This window comes from Peribacillus sp. NPDC094092, from assembly GCF_050279365.1.
In the GTDB taxonomy this organism is placed as follows: domain Bacteria; phylum Bacillota; class Bacilli; order Bacillales; family DSM-1321; genus Peribacillus.
In genome coordinates this window covers 98,658-114,758 of record NZ_JBNNUC010000008.1, presented here as the reverse complement: position 1 = coordinate 114,758, position 16,101 = coordinate 98,658, and the positions used below count along the sequence as shown (strand labels likewise).

Annotated in this window: 18 protein-coding genes; 6 read left to right on the top strand and 12 right to left on the bottom strand. The window is 34.7% G+C overall.

Annotation, left to right across the window (positions count from 1 at the left end):
* Positions 1–204: 204 nt before the first annotated feature.
* Both ACQKNS_RS25235 and ACQKNS_RS25230 read right to left on the bottom strand, forming a co-directional pair.
* Positions 205–396: an anthrone oxygenase family protein gene (locus ACQKNS_RS25235; protein WP_427645975.1), complete on the bottom strand. Its 192-nt coding sequence runs from the start codon at positions 394–396 to the stop codon at positions 205–207.
* The gene (locus tag ACQKNS_RS25230; protein ID WP_427645974.1) at positions 384–563 is read right to left on the bottom strand and encodes a hypothetical protein; all 180 of its coding nucleotides are present in this window, start codon (positions 561–563) and stop codon (positions 384–386) included. Before ACQKNS_RS25230 ends, ACQKNS_RS25235 begins: the two co-directional genes overlap by 13 nt.
* A gap of 512 nt (positions 564–1,075) precedes the next feature.
* Here ACQKNS_RS25230 and ACQKNS_RS25225 point away from each other — a divergent pair.
* Entirely contained in the window at positions 1,076–1,615 is a 540-nt protein-coding gene (locus tag ACQKNS_RS25225; RefSeq protein WP_427645973.1) for a peptidoglycan-binding domain-containing protein, read from the top strand.
* Between the two features lie 30 nt (positions 1,616–1,645).
* Here ACQKNS_RS25225 and ACQKNS_RS25220 read toward each other — a convergent pair whose 3' ends face one another.
* The 6 genes from ACQKNS_RS25220 to ACQKNS_RS25195 form a co-directional block, all read right to left on the bottom strand.
* On the bottom strand, positions 1,646–2,410 hold the full coding sequence (locus ACQKNS_RS25220) for a LolA family protein (RefSeq protein ID WP_427645972.1): 765 nt from the start codon (positions 2,408–2,410) through the stop codon (positions 1,646–1,648).
* Positions 2,407–2,934 carry a sigma-70 family RNA polymerase sigma factor gene (locus ACQKNS_RS25215; protein WP_350302787.1) on the bottom strand — a complete coding sequence of 176 codons (528 nt, stop codon included), beginning with the start codon at positions 2,932–2,934 and terminating at the stop codon, positions 2,407–2,409. Before ACQKNS_RS25215 ends, ACQKNS_RS25220 begins: the two co-directional genes overlap by 4 nt.
* 296 nt (positions 2,935–3,230) lie before the next feature.
* Positions 3,231–3,410 (bottom strand): DUF6440 family protein, encoded by a 180-nt coding sequence (locus ACQKNS_RS25210; protein WP_403062916.1) that lies wholly within the window; start codon positions 3,408–3,410, stop codon positions 3,231–3,233.
* Positions 3,411–3,756: 346 nt separating this feature from the next.
* Positions 3,757–5,106, bottom strand: coding sequence for an erythromycin esterase family protein (locus ACQKNS_RS25205; protein ID WP_427645971.1), 1,350 nt, complete (start codon positions 5,104–5,106; stop codon positions 3,757–3,759).
* 415 nt (positions 5,107–5,521) lie between these two features.
* On the bottom strand, positions 5,522–7,309 hold the full coding sequence (locus ACQKNS_RS25200; protein ID WP_427645970.1) for a response regulator: 1,788 nt from the start codon (positions 7,307–7,309) through the stop codon (positions 5,522–5,524).
* A 94-nt stretch (positions 7,310–7,403) separates the two neighbouring features.
* Positions 7,404–7,982: a sensor domain-containing protein gene (locus ACQKNS_RS25195; RefSeq protein WP_427645969.1), complete on the bottom strand. Its 579-nt coding sequence runs from the start codon at positions 7,980–7,982 to the stop codon at positions 7,404–7,406.
* 203 nt (positions 7,983–8,185) lie between these two features.
* Here ACQKNS_RS25195 and ACQKNS_RS25190 point away from each other — a divergent pair, with 203 nt between their 5' ends.
* Positions 8,186–8,317, top strand: coding sequence for a hypothetical protein (locus ACQKNS_RS25190; RefSeq protein ID WP_427645968.1), 132 nt, complete (start codon positions 8,186–8,188; stop codon positions 8,315–8,317).
* A gap of 211 nt (positions 8,318–8,528) precedes the next feature.
* Here ACQKNS_RS25190 and ACQKNS_RS25185 read toward each other — a convergent pair whose 3' ends face one another.
* Positions 8,529–8,795, bottom strand: coding sequence for a DUF3784 domain-containing protein (locus ACQKNS_RS25185; protein WP_427645967.1), 267 nt, complete (start codon positions 8,793–8,795; stop codon positions 8,529–8,531).
* A 307-nt stretch (positions 8,796–9,102) separates the two neighbouring features.
* Here ACQKNS_RS25185 and ACQKNS_RS25180 point away from each other — a divergent pair, with 307 nt between their 5' ends.
* From ACQKNS_RS25180 to ACQKNS_RS25165, 4 genes are all read left to right on the top strand, one after another.
* The gene (locus tag ACQKNS_RS25180; RefSeq protein ID WP_230163494.1) at positions 9,103–9,306 is read left to right on the top strand and encodes an alpha/beta-type small acid-soluble spore protein; all 204 of its coding nucleotides are present in this window, start codon (positions 9,103–9,105) and stop codon (positions 9,304–9,306) included.
* A 269-nt stretch (positions 9,307–9,575) separates the two neighbouring features.
* Entirely contained in the window at positions 9,576–10,235 is a 660-nt protein-coding gene (locus tag ACQKNS_RS25175; protein ID WP_427645966.1) for a TetR/AcrR family transcriptional regulator, read from the top strand.
* Positions 10,236–10,399: 164 nt separating this feature from the next.
* A complete protein-coding gene (locus ACQKNS_RS25170; protein WP_427645965.1) occupies positions 10,400–11,227 on the top strand; it encodes a hypothetical protein in 828 nt (275 codons plus the stop codon).
* A gap of 359 nt (positions 11,228–11,586) precedes the next feature.
* The gene (locus ACQKNS_RS25165; protein WP_427645964.1) at positions 11,587–12,114 is read left to right on the top strand and encodes an isochorismatase family protein; all 528 of its coding nucleotides are present in this window, start codon (positions 11,587–11,589) and stop codon (positions 12,112–12,114) included.
* 615 nt (positions 12,115–12,729) lie between these two features.
* Here the strand turns inward: ACQKNS_RS25165 and rbsK are convergent.
* From rbsK to fucP, 3 genes are all read right to left on the bottom strand, one after another.
* The gene (rbsK, locus tag ACQKNS_RS25160; RefSeq protein WP_427645963.1) at positions 12,730–13,650 is read right to left on the bottom strand and encodes a ribokinase; all 921 of its coding nucleotides are present in this window, start codon (positions 13,648–13,650) and stop codon (positions 12,730–12,732) included.
* 13 nt (positions 13,651–13,663) lie between these two features.
* Positions 13,664–14,677: an aldose 1-epimerase family protein gene (locus ACQKNS_RS25155; protein WP_427645962.1), complete on the bottom strand. Its 1,014-nt coding sequence runs from the start codon at positions 14,675–14,677 to the stop codon at positions 13,664–13,666.
* A gap of 77 nt (positions 14,678–14,754) precedes the next feature.
* Complete coding sequence (gene fucP, locus ACQKNS_RS25150) at positions 14,755–16,101, bottom strand: L-fucose:H+ symporter permease (protein ID WP_427645961.1); 1,347 nt, start codon at positions 16,099–16,101, stop codon at positions 14,755–14,757.

Here is a 16,101-nt window from a genome sequence, read left to right as displayed (position 1 = left end):
CTGAATACTGTTCATCTTCCTACCTACTTTTGTTGAACAAGAAATGTATTGAATAAAATCGTCACCAAAGTCAATTTTTATAATCATAAGAGTTTTACTCCTTAAAACCGTTTTAAAATTAAGGCTATTATTGCATTCCTTATTAATCTAACCTGCCCCTTTAGTTCTATAGGGTAATGTAAAGAAAGAAAGATAATATTTATATCAAATTGACACTGAGAAACAAAATAACACGAAACCAATAAGAAGTAACCAAGAACGAATAGATTGAAAGAACATCCATCGTTTTCTTATCTCCTCCCAATCAGTGGGTGGATTGTCTGCATCCCATTGTTGGATTTCCTTGTTAATAGGAACATTATATATAATAGTTATTATTGTTGCTAAAATGAACATTCCAGCAGAAGAAAAACGGCTTGTAAGCCACCTAAAATATAAAGAATATATAAAGCAATTGATGAACCAAAAGGAATATTTTTAATTTGCGTATAAACAGCAATCATTCCCCAAGAAAGAAAAGTGATTGAAAAAGTTGAAAATAGATATTTTTTTAATTTAGACAAATTTTTCTCTCCCTCAATCAAAACTTATTTTATAATTTTCTATTCAGTTCGCAACAAACTTAATCACAAGAATTATCTTAACATAAAATCCATAATTGGATTAAACTGTAATTTCTTTTCTTTAAGAATTGCACCTCCTATTCTTGAATAACCAAGATAAATTGATTTCCCATTAAGGGTTTAACTTTATGAAGTTTCTTCAAAATATGGCCCGATTGTTGAACAAAGGTCAAACAGCACTCTTCAACTATCCTGCCCCGTTAGTTAATTAAGGGTACTTTCTCACTTTAGATTGAACGTATGATAAGTGTAAAAATCGTTCATTAAAAAGTCCACCAAGTTAGCGCCTTTTTATCTATGGCAATAATCTTCGGTAAGATCATGTACTTCCTCCTTATTTAAATGATAGGACAAAAAACTAATAAAAATTACCAAGAAAGTAAAAATGTAATAGGTGTTTCATGTTTTTTGTAGAATATTACATTTATATAAGGAATTATACGAGGGTTTTTATGAGGAAATTGGTTCTCGGTATTTTATTTACTTTGATTTTTGTTTTTAGTGTTATTTCGGCCCCTGTTGCGAACGCAGAGGGGGTAGAAGATATTCCTTCTGCAAATTATGATGGACAAATTTTGAGTGTTGGTAAAGAATATGCTAGGTCATTTAGTTGTCAAGCTGCTACGGCGAAAATGTATGAACCTTGGACTGAGTCTGCTGGTTATACTAGGATTAAATCAAATGGTACTAAGGGATATGTCCAAAATGCGGCCCGTGGTGGAGTTACTTTAGGTGTCGTTCTAAAAGACACAACAATCGATTTTAGCTATTCCCACTTAGTAAAGAAAAGTTATGCAGGTAACAAAGCTAGTTATGTAAAAGGTATTCAGGTTACATTAAAATGTTTAGGATACTATACAGGTACAGTTGATGGTATATATGGTGATGGTTCTGAAGCAGCCGTTAAAGCTTTTCAAAAGAGAAGAGGATTAACGGTTGATGGACAAGTTGGTAAAAAGACTTATCATTATCTATCATTTGCAGCATATTAAATTAAAAAATAAGCTAGGATTTTTCCTAGCTTACTTTTTTGTATGGTCAATTATATTGGCCTCTTTAGGCGCTTTGACTTTAAACAGGTCCAAATTAGATTTCTTATCTATTGTTTTAAGTGAAATTAGCTTCCCTTCTTCATAAGTTTCACCATCAATAATCTGTATCTCTCTTACTAACACATCAGTATTTTTATCAAACCAAAGCTCAAGTGTTTCTTCGTTTGATATTGTTATTTTGTAGACTTCTGCATCCCTATCTAATATTTTTTTCGTCCCTAACGATTGAATTTTTTCTTTTTCAAATTCTGAAAATATCTTTGATTCAATAGATGGCCCTGGATTATCATTTGTTTCAATTAAAAATTGATTATCATTTTTTGTATAAGAAGTGATGGTTTTACCATCCGATACTGAAAAATCCCCGTTTTCATTTTCAGTTCGTTCTTGATTACCAGAAATATATGTTGTGATTAATTCGCCGTTGCTGTTTTCTTCAACACTTACCAGTATTTCTTCAGGTGATATTTTGCTACCACTGTCCATTTTTTCGAATTTATCAGCCAGTATTACGTTAAGAGCGTTTTGAATGGATGCCTTTACAGCGGGTGTTGACAATGATCCAATACTAAGTAATAGAATTGCAGCACTTGCAATAAACCCAATTAACCATTTTAACTTTTTTCTATTGTTATTCATTTCACTATAGGCTTTGTTAATTCCTTTTTGACTCATCAGTTCGAACTCTTTGGGTATTTCAATATTTTCGAGTTCTTGTTTTATCTTATTTTTCATAGGATATCCTCCTTATTTAATCTTTTTCTTAACTTTTCTAATGCTCTATACAAAGTGGTTTTTATTGTACCTAAAGGCATATCCAATGTGATTGCGATTTCATTTAAAGTGTAATCATGAAAATATTTTAAAAGAATAACACTTTTTTCGACTTCGCTAATCTCTCCAATTAAAGTCTGTAAGTACAAAGATAATGCGGTATCTTCTTCTTTTTTATCAATAGTTATTAGTTCCATGTGTTCGGGTTTTAAGGCAAAAACTTTTTTATGCTTTCTTAACATATCAATAGAGCAAGTTATTACAATCTTTATTAACCATGTTTTAAAGTACTTTGGTTCTTTTAAGAATTTGATTGATTTAAAAGCTTTATACGCTACTTCTTGTACAATATCCAAAGAATCTTCTTGAGTTCCCATATAAGTAAAAGCAGTTCGATATATTTCCTCTTTATAGTTTTGAAATAATGTTTCAAAAGCGTTTTTATCACCTTTTTGTGCTTTTCTAACTAACCTTTCAATTTTCATCACCTTCTTTTTCTCTTATTACAAATATTAGACGAAAATCTAGAGTATTTGGCTTTACTTTTTTTATTTTATTTATATATATATTTTTTTGAATATGAATGTATAATTTTTTTAAAGACCGCACATTAAGCCGCCAATTGGCGGCACTCTTATGGCGCTAATGCACCCTTTAGTTTAAGTGATAATATTCACAATCTCTTGTATAGGATCATATAAAAAAGACGCCTTCTTACTAAGGAAAAGTGCCCGATTCTGGAATAAGCCTTTACCAAATGGACACTTTATCTCATTTTCGACTATTTTTTAAAATTCTCATCTACCAATGGTTTTCCTTCTTGATCAACCATAACGGTTAATCCACTTCCAGCAGCAGAAAGATTCAACATGTATAGAACACCGGTCTGGTTATCACGAATAATCTTAAATAATTCTAGCTTTCCTTGAGTATAAATAATTTCAAAACGATTGCTATCCATTATCCCGATAATTGCTAAAGTGATTCATTAATTTAAGTACAATTCTTGATAGCCCAACATATATATACGCTACTCAATTTAAAACTATTACTCAAGAATTTTGCCAGATTGTTGAAAAAAGGTAATGACAATTGGTAAACTAACCTGCCCCTATAATTTAATAACAAAAAAAGCCGGCCATAGAAGCCAGCTCTTCAAGTCAATCCGCTAGTTATAAGAAACCCCTATCTTCCACAAAAATATGTGCATAGTATTACGTTTCTTCATCATTTGTTTTCTTTTCTCAATTCCTCAATAGTTTCTTTTCGGTCATCTTTAAACGTTTTATCTCAAACAACTTATATAATTATTTATTTATTTGAGTCGGACTTACATTTTGGATTTGTACAAGTATATCAAAGGTTTGATCCAACTTAATATCAACTGTAGATGGAATACCAGGTCCAACAGTTGTAATTCCAGCAAATATTGGATGTTGTTCATTTAACCAAGCTTTTACCGAGCCGTTTGCTTTACGCAGGTCAATAAGGTATTGGTCTTTTTTGACTTTTCCTAAAGTGTAGTTATAACTGTTTGAATCTTTTGTGTCCAATTCCCCATAAGGCCCATACTCATGGTTAGCATTATAAACGTTATATTTTCCTTTATAGACAGACGTTCCGATTGTTACATACCTCTTTCCATAATGTTCAACTAGATGCTGACCTGACATTTTTGGATACACAAATGGTAACATATTCGTTTTAGAAATATGTCCATTATGTGCCCAAACAATTGTTTTCCCTAAATGTTCTTCTGCCCATTTTGCATTTTCATACATTGCTATATCGTGTTTCAAATAAAATTCAGAGGGGTTCTCTGGCATTTCAGCTGTCATTGTTGTAAACTGCTCGATAATTCGAGCATGTTGTTGAATCCAAGCAAATTCTTTTGAATTTCCATTTAATTTACTTTTATTCTGCTCTAATAACGTACTTATTTGCTTACCATCTGAAATATATTTTTCTTTTTCTTCTTTTGGTAGACTACTGAACGTGTTAAGATCCTTTGTAACAAGCATAAGTCCATTTAACTTTTCTTCTAGACTAGGAACTAGGTCAGGACTATATTTCTTTACATATCTTTTTATTTTTTCATAAACACCTTTATTTACGGTTTGTATATCCATTCCAATGATACGTATTTTCTTTTTGTGATTTGGATCTGCATTATAATTTTTTATCCATTTCAACATGTTTACGATTTCTTTCGTATTTAAGACAGGATTTAGATATTTACTTGGATCCCCCTTGCCCGTAAGAACATATTTATCAAGCATTAATGCATTATCCCAATTATCTTCTAAAACTATATTTGAAAATCCTTTTTCTGAAACTAAGTAATTAACAATTCGATGCTTCATTGTAAAAATTTCATGGGCTCCATGAGTTGCTTCACCTAGACCAACAATCGATGCTGAACCGACCATTTCATTAAGAGGTTTCAGATCTTGAATGGAATCAGTAGGGATCGTCGTTTTAATAGCCTTTGAATGGTTTTCAAGCCATTTAACATTCCTCAGGTCATTTTTAATACCTTCGTGTGCACTTATATTATTTATTGAAACCTCTGTTTTTGTACTAGCATAAGTAGTGCCTAGAGAATTTGTCCATGCAAAGGCAGCAGTTGCGATTGCTAAAATAATTTTTTTCTTCATCTCTTCCTCCTTAAAATATCTTGATAGAAATGTTTGAATCATTCATATCCTCAATAGTTTATAAACAAAGATTAATTTCCTATCTTTATTCTTACTTATTTCTTAAAAAATGAAACAATTCACAAATATTAAAATACCTATTTGTGAAACTTTACAATGAAACTACTAATCTGCCATTTAGCGAAATAAAGGACGATCATTTTTGAACATCCTCTATTGTTGTTCAACTAACGCGCTCCTTAGTTGAATTAGAAAAGAAATCCTCTTTTTCCAGATAAAAGCAATGAACATTACAATAATTGTACATTTTCACCTGGAGATGCCAATTTTCTCATTTTAGGGTATTTATTTTTCTTAGTTTGATTGTGATGTGGTGCTACCCCACTTAATCCTAAAGAAACAACAAATATTTTTCTCATTCAATAATTCCGATTTCTTGAGCCTTAAGGACAGCTTCTTCCTTGTTACGCACTCCTAACTTTATGTAAGCCGCGGAAGCATAGTTTCTGACCGTACCATTCGACAAATATAACCTTGAAGCTATGGTAGTGTATCGGAGTCCCTTTGCTACTAGCTGCAATATTTCTATCTCTCTGGCTGTTAGCTCATAAACAATTGCTTTTGATTGTGGTGTCTCGTTTTGCTCATCAAACTTCTCAAATATTTTGTGAGACATTCCCTGATCAATCAGTGTCCCACCTCTGTGAATAAGTCGGATCGTATTAGCTAGTTCCAACGTTTCAATAGATTTAAGTAAAAAACCATCTGCACCGTTACGAAGCGAGTCCACCGCCTGTTCCGTATCCTGAAACGTTGTAAAAACCAATACGCGGATATGTGGCCATTGTTGCTTAATCTTTTTGGTTGCTTCGACTCCATCCATGTGCTGCATATCTAAATCCATAAGTACAACGTGGGGTTGAAGGCGCTCGCACAAGTCGATAGCTTGGACGCCATCTTCAGCCAAACCGACTACATTTAAATCTTCATATTTGTCGAGTAGTGTACTCAAACTTTCCCGAACAAATGGCTGGTCGTCGACAATTAACAAACGGATAAGTCCATCTTTTATTTCAGTTTGTCTCGGTAAGGTACATGTAACAAGCATTCCTTCATCTGGCTTTGTATATACAGACAATTGACCTTGCAAATTCATTGCCCGCTCTTTCATCGCATTAATACCGAAGCCTTCCTGCCATTCTACATTTCCCTTTCCATTATCTTGCACTTCCAACCTCGTATATTGTTGTTCAAAATGTAATGAAACTATAATTTCATTCCCCTGACCATGACGTACTGCATTCGTAAGGGACTCTTGTAAGCAACGAATGAACGCTATCCTCGCTTGCCGAGACAGGTGGTATTCCTCTCCGAATGCTCGAAAGCTTACATTCACCCGAGCGTACTCCTGAAATTCAGCTCCAAGATCTTGTAGAGATTGAATCAAGGAAAGCGATTGACACGGAGACTCCATTTGATGTAGGTAACCTCTCACGTCCTCGATGCTTTTACGTCCCATTTCAAGCAGAGAATCTAGCCTCTGTATACCCATTTCGGTAACAAGCTCGGTACGCAATGTTTCCATCCCCAAAATAATGGAAGTATAAGCATGGCCAACTGTATCATGAAGCTCACTAGACAGCCTGCTTCGTTCCTCTGCAAGTGTAATACGTTCGATCTGAGACATATACTGCTCAAGTACCACGTTTTGCTTACAAATCGCTTCATTTTGCTTATGATTGACGATTAATAAATGAAAAGCGAACCCCATTACATAAACGAGTCCGTAGTAGGTGACCATAATCCAATAGCTATTACTTGGTGCAACCTCATAGAAAATTCCAGTTATTATAAAAACTGTTGTTGGAGCTGTCCAATAATAGGACAAATGCTTACTATTTGCTGCGATAAAAAACACCGATATAAGAAATGACGTGTAAGCTTCTGGAAATAAAGAGGTTAAATATATACATAGTCCGCCATATAGCAGTATTTCTGTGAACAAGTAATATTTGTAATTGAACAGTAAGGCTACCCATGGAATAGAGAAGGCAACAACCTCCCAAAGAATAATAATCCAAAGTGGTAATGTTAAACCATCCTGAAAATTTAATGTAGCTAGGATGATTGACACACTAGCAAGTAGACGGATTCCAAACATAATCCAATCATACCAAAACCAATACTTAACCATATCCAACAAGTAATTTACCCCCTAAGTGCCTTCCTTCTTATTTCCTATATTATAGATTATTCTTTCTTATATTTTTAAGCTTTTAAGATTAGCCTGAAAATTTCTATCGATTTAGCTGCCGAATCATACTGTTTGTATAACCTCCAATTTTTTTTGCCAAACCATCTACTATTTTAATACTTATGAAGATAGACACTATACCCATAGACATTACAATGAGTGACTTGGCAAAAGTATCTACCTGCATGAAAAGGATATTCATGTCGATGTATCGATACAGTATTGGTGCCAACAGAAACATAAATGGCATTACATAGAAAATGACCGCACTAATGAGACTGAAAATTCCAATAACAAATTTCTGCATTAACCAAAAGACAGCAGACCAGGTGTGACGATTCGTAAGCCCCAATTTCACTTGAGCCCAGTCCGATGGATCCGTTGTGACACTTCTATTGTAAGAGTCTGTCGAAATATCAGCATAAATTTTCGTTTGTATACGCTCGAATTGTATAAAACTTGTGGTAGTCTGTAGTACGCGTATAACTAGTGGGATCCCAACTACTGTAAATGAAAGGGTAAAACTGAGTGACAGAGCTACAAGGTAAAAACAAAAATAAAACAATCCTGTAACGAAAGTTAGCAATAAAAAATAACCATTTTGGATGAATCTTGATTTCATAAGGTTCATCACTCCTCTCTGTTTAATAACCCCACCATAATGCTTACTTTGTCAAACTCACCAGTGTCAAAATGTCATATGACACTTTTAAATAATGCAAAAATGGGGGAACAGCCTACTCCTGGATAAAAAAAAAGATGATTTTATTAATCCTCTACAAAACAATCCCGAGAAGATAAACCTGGAAAAAAAGGAGTACTCACATGGAAAATTACACACTTGAACATAAAATCACATGTATTAGTTTATTCAATATCCTTTATCAGAATGGTAAGGATTTAACCAAACAGAAGCTTTCCGATCATTACTCGGGGTTAAGTGTTTATCACTTCTAATAAATGGTAAAATAAACTACTCCCCTAAGTTAAGAATTTTTCCGTTAGTAGAACAACGAGGATGAATTTAGGTTTTACAAATATAAGAATACGTTCTGATTTGTGAATGTTTTCACTTAAACTAACCTGCCCCTTTAGTTGCATAAGAAAAAGAGCTGATCGTGATCGTCACAGCTCATTAAAACTATAGCACTTTTAGTCAAGTAACCTTCTATTGATAAAAACATATACAATTGTTAAAAAGCAACATAGCAATTATAAGAACCGTTAATTCATAAGGATAGTCAATAAAACTATTGAAAACTACTAACAATCCTAATGGCAGAAAAAAAGTTCCACCTGTCACTGTACCTAATAAAGACTTATTTTTTATCATTTTTTCATTAAATCCTGCTAACAACCGGGTTTGTTTTTTCACAGCTACTAAGTACGATACAAGTAGAAGAGCTATACCAATAACCAATAATCCATAATCCACCTTTTCCCCCCCAAAGGAAAATTTTATTTCTTGCTACTTTTAATACGAAACAAAAAAGGTAAAAGTTACCTTTCCTTATTGATTTTACCACAAAAAACCATTTCCCTTATGGAACTAACCTGCCCCGTTAATTCCATAAGAAAAAGGCAGCCTCAGCGACCTGCCTTATTGTATAGTTGACACAAACTGTGCAATAGGAGGAGAAAGCCAATCACTGCCTTAATTTATTTTAAATTCTATGTATATAACTCTAAACAATATCAAAACCTATGACCAGCAACACATTACATTCATAGGGGCTGACAACATGGCTAGAAATAACAACAGTAATGAATTAGTAGTGAATGGTGCAGAGCAAGCTCTAGAACAAATGAAATACGAAATCGCTAGTGAATTCGGCGTTACACTTGGTGCTGATACAACATCCCGTGCAAACGGTTCTGTTGGCGGAGAAATTACAAAACGTTTAGTACAAATGGCTGAACAACAATTAGGCGGAAGAACTCGTTAATCGAAATCATATGTACTGTTAGGGATAGTGATTCGACTATCCCTATTTATAATTCTACAACTAGTAACAACAGTAGCTGTTATTTTGCTATGTCGCAGTACGAATACACTACGCTTATTCCCCTTTAATTCCATAAGAAAATAGCTGTCTTAAAGATAGCTCCAATCTTCAGCTAACGCACCCTTTAGTTTAACAAGGAACTATCTATTGACATACAAATATTCACAAAATATAATACATACATATGTATGTATGTGAGAGGTGATAATTTGGCCCGTAATAAATATCCTGAAATAACGGCACAGAGAATTTTAGATGCTGCAACTAGACTTTTCCTTGAAAAAGGATGGGACCAGACAACAATCCAAGACATTATTGATGAATTGGGGGATTTAACTAGAGGCGCGTTCTACCATCATTTTAAATCTAAAGAAGATATTATAGATGCCGTTCTCAAACGATTGGCTTCAGAAAATAATCCCTTTGAACACGCAGCGAAAATGGATGGTTTAAATGGTTTAGAGAAACTAAAAACTGCTTTTCAGCTTTCCTTTACTAATAATCAAGGACAGGGTGATGCGATCAAGTCTATCCCATCTATTTTAAAAAGTCCTACACTTATTGCCAATCAATTAATAGAATGTGTCAGAATAGGAGCACCAAGTATACAATCAGTTATTGAGGAAGGTGTAGAGGATGGTTCAATTTCTGTTCACTATCCAAAACAATCTGCTGAAACACTTGTGATACTATCGAACATTTGGTTGAGTCCAATTATTTTTTCAGTAAATACAGAAGAATATATGCAAAAGGTAAAACACTTGCAAGAACTATTTAACGGTATTGGTTTGCCAATTATTGATGAGCAAATACTAACCTCTTTTGAAACTTTTTACAGAGAAAACTTCAATTTAAATAGGCTGTCATAAGGCAGTTTATTTTTTTGGATATATACATACATATATATGTATGTTGAAAATTGATAATTGGATTGATTTGTGTCGGAGTGGGTGTAGCATCAATTATAAGTGGTTGGATGCAGAGTCAAATGTTTCAATGATTAAAATAAGCCAAAGAAAGGGAGGTAAATATTATGAAGGGTGCTCTAATTGCAGGAGGGGTTTCAGTATTGTTAATAGCCTCAGGAACTATTGAATTTTTTCTAAAAAAAGACTTTGTTCATAAGGAGGACTTAAAAGATATTTCCAAAATTATTGTGGATAGTGATGTTGTCAATGTTCATCTCAGTTCTGATGGTTCTAGGATGGATCTTGAGTACACAGGTAAAAAATCTATTCTAGGTGATCCCAAAGTTGATGTTACATATGAAGGCGATCAAGTTGTTATTAAGATAAGAGAAGTAAATAATTGGAGACGAATTGCACCAATTAACACAAGCAGAGGAAACTTATTTCTGAACATCCCATCTAAATTAATGGACCAAGTTCAAATTAGTACCGGAGTTGGAAAAATAGATGTTAGATATCCGAGCGAAATTAAAGAACTAACCCTAAATTCAGATGTAGGTACTATTAATGTAGATTATTTCAAAGGAGAATTTCTAAATGTATCATCAAATGTTGGTACTATTAATTTAGGAACAATCGATGGAAATATCAATGTAGATAGTTTAGTTGGTAGAATAAAAATCGCAGACCTTTCTAATATGAAAGGAAAGAATAATATTAAATCTAATAATGGCACCATAAAAGTAGGAATACCTGGCGAAAAGACTCTTAATGAAGTAGGATTAAATATTTCAACTAAAACTGGTAGAATAATTTCAGAAAACAATAAACTATCAGGAGAAAACATTTATAATGTAGAACAACTTCCCCCAGGGAAGAAAGTCATTAATAGATACAAAGGAGATAAGGAATTAAATATAACTTCCTTTGTGGGTAATATAAAGATTTATTAAAAAGAAAAAGAAGGAGGATCCTCCTTCTTTTTCTGCTTTTTAAAAGGTCTTCAATTGTCTATATTTCATTATCTTCCAGCTCTCTTCTAATTTTTTTTAGGATCTCAGAGGAGCTTAGCGTAGGCAGCAGGATTTTTCTTAATCATTTCTTTTCTTCCAAGAAAGCATAAAAAGGTCATACATTTTATATAAATATATTCCATATCATCCTACTTTCCCTTTGGTACTCATCCTTTTTATCTTACCATTTCTTTTTCAACTAATCTGCCCCGTTAGTTCCACAAGGACATTTTCTTTTATTGCAAAATTTAATTTCCACCTGTTATATTTAAAAAGAAACTAACAGGAAGTGTTATTTGATGAAACAGGCTCTAATAATCATTGATATGCAAGAAATATTCTTTAATTATCCCCAAAACTATTTATTTAATAATGAGCAATTAGTTAATAATATAAACGAGCTAATTAAGCAGGCTCATGAAAAAAATGTACAAGTTATCTTTATTCAACATACTAGTCAAAACGAAAAAGACGAACTTTTTGAAGGGGAAAATGACTGGAAACTTCATAAAAATTTATTAGTATCCTCTACCGATAAAATTATCAAAAAATCAAAATGGGATTCTTTCTATCAAACTGAGCTCTTAGATTACTTAAGAACCAATGAAATAGAACAACTTATTTTTGCAGGAGCACAGACTGAGTTTTGTCTCGACACAACTATTAGAGCTGCCTTTAGTTTAGGGTATCAAAAAAATCTACTTTTTAAAGAGACACATAGTACATTAAATGGTGTAATTTTAAATGCAAGTGATATTATTAATCATCATGAATCTATTTGGAATAATAGATTCCTAACTGTCATAGATGGTGAAACAAAATTATAAATTACTACTTAAAGGACGGTTATTTACCGTTCTTTTTCTTTTGGAAGAAGGGCAATTGTTCCACTTCTGCTTTTGAAACTTTTCTATATAATGTGTTCACCTCAAAAATAAATTCGAGTTGAATGTTAGCTTCTTTCTTCATGTCCCGTTAGTTCATTAAGACATACGAATTATTGTCTATACTATTACCATAAAAAAAAGCCATCTTTATATTCTGACTAATTCACAAAGAAAAATTTATTGACCATTGCCCAATTTGGTTTAACACTGCATCAAGATTAAATTTTACATCATAATGATTTGTCAGCTCTTCTTTGGAATGATTTCTATTACACCTCTATACTGATTTTTTCCTACCTTATCAGTGTTTACTCTAGAAACAGCATTATTCGTTTTCCATTAATTGAAATGTGTGTATCCGAATTTACGAACATCCATTTTATTACTCAACTTTCTATTCCTTTCTACTATTCTACCAAAAACGTTCGTAAAAGTTGTACTTTTGCGAACGGAGGTATAGTGTTAACGTGCAAACAGATTTCACTTCTGTAAATTTAGATTTCCCGAAAACAAAAAGCATTGTCCAATATCTTTATTGGCAATGCTTTAATCCTCTTAAACTCTCGACTTCAAAAACTCTTCTACTTCCTCTTTAGTTGGATAGGAAGACTGTGTTCCTCGTTTAGTGACACTTAATGCCGCAAAAGCTGTTGCCATTTTTATTGAATGAAGCACGTCGCCATTTTTCACAAAGAAATGAGCAAAGCATCCAATAAATGCATCACCTGCCCCCGTAGTATCAATCGCTGCCACTTTATGTGACTCAACAGTCTGAGTTTTTTCCTTCGTTACCCACATGACGCCACGGCTTCCCATTGTCACTATGACATTTGTAACACCTTTTTCATTTAAAACAGACGCTGCTGCTCTAATTTGCTCATCAGACTCAACAGGCATTCCTGTTAAAATCTCTAGTTCGCTTTCATTCGGAATAAAAAAGTCACTTTTACACACATAATCAAAATCAAGGTCTTTTGATGCCGGTGCAGGATTCAAAATGACAGGAATGCCATGCTCGTTGCCGAACTCAATCGCGCGGTAAACGGTTGGAAGCGGAATTTCGAGCTGAAGAACAATTATCGAGCATGCCTTAAGCTTCTCGGTTGCTCGGTCCACATCTTCTGGCATTAAGTGCTGGTTCGCTCCCTTAATAATTAGGATGCGATTTTTTGACTCTGGGTCCACAAAAATCGGTGCAACACCGCTCGATGTGCCGGAAACTTTACTTGTAAACTCTGTATCGATTCCGAAGCTTTCAAGGTTTTGGATGGTGTTATCTGCAAAAAGGTCATCTCCAACCTTCGTTACCATCATCACCTTTGAGCCCATTTTGGCAGCTGCTACTGCCTGGTTTGCCCCTTTACCCCCGCAACCAATTTCAAAGTCCGGCGCCTCAAGCGTTTCTCCTTCTTTAGGCATTTTATCAATGTATGAGATAAGATCCACCATGTTCGATCCAATCACTGCTATATCCATTTCTTTTTCCTCCTTATTTCTTTCCGGTTACAATCGTGAATGATCTCTCTTCCCCTACCCCAAGCTTAATCAATGTTCCAGCTTTTTCTGCAACATTGAAGCCTTCTGGGCGGCATGTTGCAGGCAGCACAAATGCTCCTACTCTCTGATCCGTATTATGTAATAACCACCTTGTGGCATAATTCAATTCCGCTGTTGAAAATCTAGTAAAAAAAGTAACTCCATCGGGCGAATTCATTTCAAACTCGGCTTCATCCTGATAAATATTCAGCTCATCTGCAAAAAACACAATCTCCGGATCATACATTACCGGATTGTTTAATACAGTGAGCGATTCCTTTCCATTTAGGAGCTTCTTATTATAGTCCATCCATTTTTCTGTCGGCTTCAGATGGCCTGGAATCGATTCCCTAAGTTTGAAGGCACTGTTCGGAATGTTCTGCTCCATTACTGCATTTTCCAAATATGCATAATTTGTGTGGCACATATACTGAAGCGGCATTTCTGCACCTGATAGATTTTTCACATTCATGTTCATTTCAATAAAACCTTCTCCATTGAACATTTCAACGCTCGGAGTGGCAACATAATGGTGACCGAACCCTTTGACATACTCAGTCTGACCACAGACTTTTATGCCCTTATCCGTAATTTCAAGCCAAGCCCTGCCCATCTCGGCACATGGCATTTCTCCGTGCAATTCATGGTTATCATTAGGGCCCGGACACCCATTGTGAATTAAACCTGAATGAAAAGCAAAGCATCCATATGTATCTATAATTTTATCTGCCTTTTTTGGTTGGGAGAACATACTCTTCATTTTAAGATTTACACCGTCAAATTCCAAATCCCAAATCATCTGGCCCATATATGGAAGAACAACCATTCTTCCTCTTGAACTTGTTAGCTCAATTGCTTCAATACCGGATGGATAGAGGAATAATTTTACAATGAATTCACTGTTTGTAAAAATCACTTTGCTGCTTTCTTTAAAAAACTCCCGTTGCAGTTCAATTGTACCTGTCATACTCCCCATCCCTTTCCTGTTTTATACAAACAGGGCAGCACGTTTAGCGACTGCCCTTGTCAGTTAAAATTTTCTTATTACGCTGATGCTATCGGTTTTTTTGCAGGATTCTCTGATGTTTTTTGTTTTTTCATTTCACCGAAGAAATAGAAACCGACATAGATAAAGCATGCCATCGATACAAGGAAAGCCGTCTGCATGGAACCGAAAAGGTCAGAGGCAAATCCTTGTACTGCAGGGACAAATGCTCCGCCGACAATAGCCATAACGAGGATTGCTCCTGCCGTTTCTGTATATTTCTTATCTTTTATAACTTCAAGTGTTTCTGCATAGATCGTCGGCCAGCAAGGTCCAAACAGCATGCTTACAGCAACCGCTGCGTACACAGCTGTCATGTTCGGCACGAATGCCACATATGCAAGAAGGGCTGAACCGATGACTGAGTAGCTAACCAATACCTTAGAAGGTGAGAAGCGAGTCATCAAGAAATTCGCAATGAACTTCCCTACAAAGAATGCAATAAAACTATAAACCATAAAATTTGAAGCTGTACGCTCATTGATGTCAGGATTAAGGTCGAGTGCAAGACGAATGGTAAATGACCAAACTGTTACCTGCATACCCGCATATAAAAATTGAGCAGCGATTCCTTTCCGGAAACGTTTGTTTTTACCTAAGTATTTCAGAGTTTGAATCATTCCAGGAGATTTCTCTGAAGAGTTGCTGCTTTTTACTTCCGGTTTACATGATGGGAACTTAGTAAGAACAAACAGAACCAGTACACCAACAAGAACGAAAATAATATATTTATACGGTTCTAGAGTATGTTCGAGCATATTCAATCCAAAAGCCTGTGCCTCCGCCGGAGACATAGTAGCCATCTGCGCCTCAAGACTTGCTCCTTTCTGAAACACCAGGTATTTTCCAAGCAAAATCCCTGAAATTGCACCAATAGGATAAAATGTTTGGCTGATATTCAAACGAAGGATCGCATACTTGCGCGGGCCAATCATTGAACTATATGTATTCGCAGCCGTTTCAAGAAATCCTAAGCCAATCGCAATGGAAAAGATCGCAAATAAAAACATTGTGTAGGTAGCCATATGTGAAGCTGGGTAAAATAACGAGCAGCCTATAATATAGAAAAGCAATCCTGTAATAATGGCAAACTTATAATTTGTTTTCTTAATCACCATTGAAGCAGGTATAGCAACCAGAAAATAGCCGCCATAAAATGCGCTCTGTACTAAAGCGCTTGCAAAATCACTTAGTTCAAACACATGTTTGAACTGTGTAATCAGAATATCATTCAAACTGGACGCTACCGCCCATAATGGGAACAGCAGAGACAACAGGATAAACTGAAAAATAGGTGTACGATTCAAATAACCATCTGGCAGCTGAATTATGTTTTGTGTTTTCAT